This window comes from uncultured Bacteroides sp., assembly GCF_910578895.1.
In the GTDB taxonomy this organism is placed as follows: Bacteria; Bacteroidota; Bacteroidia; order Bacteroidales; family Bacteroidaceae; genus Bacteroides.
In genome coordinates this window covers 98,116-105,302 of sequence record NZ_CAJTSC010000001.1, presented here as the reverse complement: position 1 = coordinate 105,302, position 7,187 = coordinate 98,116, and the positions used below count along the sequence as shown (strand labels likewise).

Below are 7,187 nucleotides of genomic sequence, written 5' to 3'. Positions count from 1 at the left end.
CTCCCGGTTTTACGACTACGGGCAAAGTGACTACTTATTTGCCTACAAATATGAAATTCTAAGAACAGGTTGTCATTCTAATGGATATAATAGGGTACGTGTGATTATGAAGAAAAGTGAGGATGGTGTTTATTTAATTAAAAAATCGCACATTTCTATACATGATAAACTTAAGGCGGAATGCCAAAGGATTTTATAAATTAATGAAAATCAGGTAAGGTTTGAATTATTTGATATTAAAAACAGGATTATAACATACAAGGCTGTATAGTAAGATGCCATTACATTTTTCCCGAGGGTTGAAAGTGGATGAGATATTACCCTACTTTCAACCCTCGGCTTTGAAGTTCTTAATTGTTTTCCCTGTCTACCTTTATCAGTCCGCCGGTAGCTGTATCGAACAGCACCTTTACGGTAGAGTTCTTGTTGAACAATACGGGCGCAAGATATTCCGTGGTGCCAAACTGCGTGACAGGCAGCTCGTCGTCGAACAGTTTCTTGTTGTTTGCAGTCAATGTGATGTGGGCGCGTCCCGGAACATTGTAGGCAATGCCGTCCACTTTCTTCTTGCCGTCGTCTTCGGGGATTGCCGGCGTTTTCATGTCGGTGATGGAGATATAATACGGTTCGCCTGCCAAGTCGTCATTGTCCACTACTCCTAAGTGCTTGGAGAAGCGGAAAGCCACTTCGTTGTTCATTTCCTTAGGAGTGAGACGGATGGTGAATGTTTTCGGTTCTTCTTTCAGCGTGCCGGAAAACATCTCCGTCATGGCGCGTTCTTGCAGATTCAGGTTGTCGAGCATAATTTTGAGTTGTGCGCCATCCTGAGGCATATTGTCGGCTTCGCCACGGAGGAGAGCGTTTTTGCTTTCGCGGATGTTGTAAATTTCTTTGGCTACCAATTCCGCCATTTTGGCTCTGGAACTTGCCATAAGTATCTCTTCCGTAAGAAATTTGCGTGGGTCTGTAATCTCCTGTGCCGCAGCGGTTATCTTGGTTGCCGGTATCGCACGGTTGTCGAGCGGCATGTTGATGGAACGGACAATGCCGTCTTCGGTAAGTTCCATGAGCGGTGCCACGGTCTTGTCTTTCAGTTTCACGAAGTAAACATTGTCTTTGTCTGGCACTCCGGCAACACGTGTCTGCACCTTGTCGATGGTCCAATAGATATCCGGGTCGGCAGATACGTTGTTCAGGTGCAGATAGCGGTCGGCATACTTGCAGAACTCTCCGGGCATATACGTATGTTTGGTAGTTTCCACTACAATCTCTATTTCGGTTTTGGGCAGGAGATAGGTTACTCCGTACTCCTTGCCGCGCATAATGCCGGTGGTGACATCCGTCTGGGCATGGGTGCTTGCGGCTGTCAGGAGCGCGGCAAGCCATATCGTCTTTCTTTTCATCTTTCTCTTTCGGTTTAAGTAAGCAATATAGACATCCGTACTTAATAGGTACAAATGACTAACAAAGTTAACGAAGTTCTTTGGTTTTTGGAAATTTATTTACGAAAGATTAACTAATTGTTAGGAGCCTGACATAACCTCGGGATACACTGAAGACCTGTTGCGGCTTCATGTAATATTCTTACCGAATATAAAGAACCTGTTTAAATTTTCTTCAAAAAGTTTTTCTTCAGCTTCTTCCCAAGTCTCTTTCCGGTCTGTTTTCCTCTTTTTATTCGTCACATAGCCCCCGCTATGCTCCTCATAAAATAGAAAAATATCTTCGGAAAGAACTCTCAAAATAATGCTGAACCAAATTTAAACAGGCTCTGAAACCGCAACAGGTCTTTCTGTTTTTCAGGTTTTATTCCGTTTTTATCGTCACCTTGTATTTAAGCACATTCTTTCCGCTTTGCGAGGTAACTGTAAATTCTTGTGGAGTGCTAAAGTCCATCAGTTTCCCCATTACGGGAGAGATTTTCGCGTAAGAAGATTGTGATGATAAAGTGGCTGTGAGTATCAGCTGTGACAAATCGCTTTCGGGTTTCACTGTCAGTTCTATTTCGGGCGCCGTATCTGCCTCTTTGAAACGTTCGATGCCGTCGGCGTCTACTTTGGTGGCGGGAATGTTTTTGGACACCAGTACACTTTTCATATCTTTGTCATACACATTCATGTTGGAAATGAAAGCTTGGTCGGAAGCCTCACCGATTTCGTGTGTCACATCATTGTAATCGTAGCATGCGCCCGCCAGCAATGACATCAAAACCAGCACTATATGGAAACTATATTTTTTCATTTTTTTCTTGCATTAAAATTCAACATATCATTAACTTACCATTCGGAGTTTTGAATCAAGGCCGGATTTTTGGTCAGTTCGCTGTAGGGAATCGGCATCCAGTACATATAATCTTCAAAGACACAACTGAAATTCGCACCTCCCAGGAATTTGTCTATATCCATTTCTGGGTCATATTCCCAAATGTAGTTACCCTCTTCATCCGTCAGCGGTTTGCCGCTTTCATCCCTTTTGGCGGTGATTCTCATTCCATGCATGCGCTTGCCGTCCATCACTTCCTTGGCTATTTTCCAGCGGCGGATATCGAAGTAGCGATGTTGCTCGAAACATAACTCTACGCGGCGTTCGTTGTAGATAAGTTTGCGTACTTCCTCTTTATCCGTTGTATCGTCCAGAATATCTTCGACATTGGTGGTGATGCCTGCCCGGTGGCGTACTTCGTCCAAAGCCCAAAACACCTCATCGCCGGGACCTTCATATTCATTCAGTGCTTCTGCATAGTTCAGCAGTATTTCCGCATAGCGGATTTCAATGAAACTCTGGTCGCAACCTGTTTGGCGGTCGTATAGAGTGTTCTTTTCGTTGATACCCTTACGGATGTAATAACCGGTATGCGAGCAGAATGATGTGCCGCAGGCATCCACAAAACCTAAATCCGCCCCCTCTACCGAGCAGTTTTGCGGACGTCCGCAATAGTCACTCAGGTGATAGACAATGTCTGCATAGAAGCGTTTGTCACGTCCGGCATATGGGTTCTGGTCATCGTATCCCGAACCTTCCTGATGAGGCAACAGACCGTTTGCCATCGGGAAAGCGTCTACCATTTCTTGTGTCGGATTTGTTTTTGTACCTACGTTGTGGGCGATGGAGAGCGGCTTGTGCATGCCGTCCCAGCCGTGCTCTTTGAATCCCAGCAGATATTGTTTCTCGAAGATGGTTTCACGGTTGTCACGGGTCAGCCAGATGTTGAGATCGTCAGACAGTTCGTAGTCGCCGGCTTTTGCCAGTTTGATTACTTCGTTGGCTGCATCTGCCGCATCTTTCCAACGTTGGGGGTTGTTTCCGGAATTGAACAGCGGGCTTGCCCAGTAGAGCAATACTCGTGAACGCAATGCCCAAGCGGCACCCAAAGTGGCGCGTCCTGCCTCTGTGTCATCCCTGCGTGGCAGATTGGTTATGGCTGTCTGCAGGTCTTTCAAGATAAACTCGAAGGTTTCATCCACTGTGGCGCGGGGAACAAACAGGTCATCGTCCAGTTTTTGGGGTTTGTCAATGATGGGTACTCCTCCATAGCGTTTCACCATGTCGAAATAGAGCAGTGCACGGAGGAACTTCGCTTCTCCAAGATAGACTTTTTTGATATCTTCGCTGAACGTGGCTTTCGTCTCCAGTCCGTAGATATATTCATTGGCCTTCCGCACTTGTGTATATACCCAAAAGCCCATCCAATTGCCCAAAGAGGTAGATGAAGTCCATGCTCCTCGCAGTACATCATCGGCTGTGGTTTTGGCATGGCCGTTGCGCCCTTCATCGGTTATGTTGTTCAGGAAAGGATTATTGCTGGCTTCGTAACCCGGACGATCGGCATACAGTTCGTTCAGGAATTGTTTGGCAAGCGCTGCATCTTCCCAAACAAATGTCTCACTCATACTTGACAAGTCCTTGACGTCAAGCATGTCTGCGCAGGAGGTACAGAGGAAACCTGCAAACAGCGATAAAAATATATATTTCATTCTATTCATAATTGCAAAACGATTAATTAAAATGTTATAGATGCACCGATATTGAAAGTTCTCTGTTGAGGATAGTAAGATCCGCTTCCTTCTGTCATTTCAGGGTCAAAGTGTTTGAGTTTCGACCAAGTCAGCAGATTGGTTCCGGAGACATAGACTCTTAACTTCTGAATTCCGGATTTGGCTATTCCCGGCACCGTATATCCTACTTCGAGTGATTTCAGACGTAAGTATCCCGCTTCTTTCAACCAGAAAGAAGAGTCTCTGTTGTTGTTCGAGTTTGCTCCGAGCCATGCTCTTGGGTATTCTGCATTTCTGTTTTCCGGAGTCCAGTAATCAGTCATGAAGGCATAGTTATTGGAGTATCCTCCGTTAGTGAAGAAGTTACGTGCTTCATCTTTCAGCATCACATTGACTTTGGCTGCTCCTTGTAGCAATGCGGAAATGTCGAATCCGTTCCAGTCTGCATTCAAGAACAGACCATAGGTCAGTTTCGGTGTCTCATGGTTGTATGACAGGATAGTCTTGTCATAGTCGTTTACTACACCATCACCATTCAGGTCGGCATAGCGGATATCACCTACCGTCACAGTCTTGTCGTTGTATTGCAGGGGGGCGTTTGCAACTTCCTCTTCTGTTTGGAAAATTCCCATGGCAACCAATCCTGTGCGATAGTCCAGCGGATAACCGATGTATCGTCCGTGGGGGGCGGCATTGGCGGCTTCGTCCAAGATTACTGCTTTGTTGTTGGCGAATGCTACATTGCCGCGTATTCCGTAATTCACTTTACCCACACGGTTATTGTGGCTTAAAATCAATTCGAAGCCCTGATTATCTACGCGTGCATAGTTTTCGTGCGGAAGGCTTCTGCCGAAGGTTCCGGGGATAGAACGTACACGGCTTCTGAGGATATCGACTGTCTTCTTCCGGAAGTAATCGAATTCCACTCCAAGTTTACCGTTCCACAGGACGGCATCCAGACCGAGGTTCATTACTTTGGCCTTTTCCCAGGTAATGTCATAGTTTGGATAAGTTCCGTATAGGATAGACTGTTGGTGTTTTCCATCGAAGATGGCACCATACGCATTGTCTTTTGTGGTGTAAGTGTACTTGTCGAGATATTGGAAAGCGGTCACCCGGTCATTTCCCACCAATCCGTAGGAACCGCGCAATTTCAGTTGGTCTACGAAAGAGAGGTCCATGTTTTTCCAGAACTCTTCTTCGGACAGCCGCCATCCCAGTGAGAAAGCAGGGAAGAATCCGAAGCGTTTTCCTTTCGGGAAGTTGGCAGAACCGTCATAACGGGCTGAGACTTCTACCAAATAGCGTTCGGCGTAGTTGTAATTGATACGGCCTACATATCCCAGTCGTGCGTTTTCTCCGCCGGTTCCGGTAGTAGACATTTCGTCTGTGCCGCCGGCAAATAATTGGTCGATTGCATTGGAACTGTATTTTGTGCGATAACCTTCGAGGTTGTCCTTGTTGCTGACAAAACCTTCGGTGAGCAACAATACGTTTATATCGTGCTTGCCGAATTTCCGGGCATAGTTCAGACTGAGATTATAGGTGATTTCCTGTGACTGTCCGAAGTATTCTTTCAGAGAGGTTTCCAACCCGTCGGCACCGTTTACTTTCGTTCCTGTAATCTCGTTGTTTTCATTAAAGTCATACGTTGTATAGGGAACGCTGAATGTTTTTTGAAAATCGTAGTATTTTCTGTACGAAGCAAGTCCTGAGACAGAAAGGCCTTTCAGTATAAAAGGCAATTCGTGCTTGAAAGAAATCGTACCGTAAAAGTTGTTATAGTCGTGGTTGTTGTATCCTTTTGTCTTCAACATCTCTGCCGGATGCTCACCGGTGGTATTGATAGGCAGTCCGGTGGCTTGGTTGTAGGCTGTCAGAAACGGACGTTGTTGGATGATGTTGTCGAATATCTTGCCTTCCGCATAGTCTCTTGCTTTCGCTTTACTCAGGTAAGCATCTACATTGACGCTGACTGTCAGGTATTTTGTGATGGCAGCATCCACATTCGAACGAAAGTTGTAGCGGGTATATCCACTTCCGTCAAACATGCCTTCCTGATCGGTATATCCTAAAGAGAAGAAATATTTCACGGCATCGGTACCACCGTTGACGGTCAGGTTGTGTGCCTGCTGGAAAGAGAAATCCTGCATACAGAGTTCCCACCAGTCCGTACCGACCGATCCGTTTGCATACGATGTCAACTGCTCGTTGGTGAAATAGCGCGGGTCGGTATCTTTTATGCCCATGTTACGTAGACCATCGTTGTAGGTTGAAGCATATTCGTAAGCATTCATCAGCCGCGGAAAACGGGTAGGCTGCGTCATACCTACACGGCCGTTGTAAGAGAAACGGGGTTTGCCCGATGCACCGCGTTTGGTGGTAACCAAGATGACACCGTTTGCTGCACGAGCACCATAAATGGCTCCTGCCGAAGCATCTTTCAGAATAGTAATGTTTTCCACTTCATTGGGATCAAGGTCTTTGAAATCTCTGACGATGCCGTCCACTACAGTCAGTACCGAGTTGTTTCCCCATGTACTCTTGCCACGGATAGATATGGAAGCCGAAGCTCCCGGTTTGCCCGTATTGTTGGTTGCAATCAATCCCGGCAGCATACCGGCCAGAGAGTTTGCGATACTGGTATTGGGCATAGAGGCAAGTTGCTTGCTGTCCATTGTAGCTACGGCACCGGTCAGGTTGGCACGTTTCTGTGTACCGTATCCCACTACAACCACTTCTTCCAATTGTTCCAAATCTTCCTGCATGACTACTTTCATGGCACTGTTTACGGTTGCCGGAATTTCCTGTTCCTTATAGCCGATAAAAGAGAAGCGGAGAACAGAACCTTGCTTGGCGTTCAATCGGAAGCTGCCGTCCATTCCTGTTACGACTCCGTTGGCAGTTCCTTTTTCTACTACCGATACTCCGACCATTGGTTCTCCTGTAACGTCCGTTACGTTTCCTGTCACTTGATTTCCCACTTGTCCCTGCACATTTAATATGTTAGCCAAAAATATGGCTGACATTATCAGTTGCCTCAGAAGTGGTACTGACATCCTTTTTGTGTCTTTCATACAAAACATAATTTAAATTTATAAGTAAAAAACAGTAAAAAATAATTTCCGTAAATGTATACTGTTTAATACCGGGTGATATGAAAGATATTTCTCTTTGTTGTCTCATGTTTGT

4 protein-coding genes are annotated in these 7,187 nt (G+C 45.7%); all 4 read right to left on the bottom strand.

Annotated features, from left to right (window positions below; genetic code table 11):
• Nucleotides 1–350 precede the first annotated feature (350 nt).
• Nucleotides 351–1,403: a DUF4831 family protein gene (locus QZ327_RS00340; RefSeq protein ID WP_294616147.1), complete on the bottom strand. Its 1,053-nt coding sequence runs from the start codon at nt 1,401–1,403 to the stop codon at nt 351–353.
• A 403-nt stretch (nt 1,404–1,806) separates the two neighbouring features.
• Nucleotides 1,807–2,241, bottom strand: coding sequence for a hypothetical protein (locus QZ327_RS00335; RefSeq protein ID WP_294616146.1), 435 nt, complete (start codon nt 2,239–2,241; stop codon nt 1,807–1,809).
• A gap of 35 nt (nt 2,242–2,276) precedes the next feature.
• On the bottom strand, nt 2,277–3,974 hold the full coding sequence (locus tag QZ327_RS00330) for a RagB/SusD family nutrient uptake outer membrane protein (RefSeq protein ID WP_294616144.1): 1,698 nt from the start codon (nt 3,972–3,974) through the stop codon (nt 2,277–2,279).
• Nucleotides 3,975–4,000: 26 nt separating this feature from the next.
• Nucleotides 4,001–7,009 (bottom strand): TonB-dependent receptor, encoded by a 3,009-nt coding sequence (locus QZ327_RS00325; RefSeq protein WP_294616143.1) that lies wholly within the window; start codon nt 7,007–7,009, stop codon nt 4,001–4,003.
• Nucleotides 7,010–7,187: the final 178 nt, after the last annotated feature.

What these genes read in the sequence shown, in the direction of transcription:
- QZ327_RS00335 (WP_294616146.1), bottom strand. Translation starts at nt 2,241, where the DNA reads ATGAAAAAATATAGTTTCCATATAGTGCTGGTTTTGATGTCATTGCTG.
- QZ327_RS00340 (WP_294616147.1), bottom strand. Translation starts at nt 1,403, where the DNA reads ATGAAAAGAAAGACGATATGGCTTGCCGCGCTCCTGACAGCCGCAAGC.
- QZ327_RS00330 (WP_294616144.1), bottom strand. Translation starts at nt 3,974, where the DNA reads ATGAAATATATATTTTTATCGCTGTTTGCAGGTTTCCTCTGTACCTCC.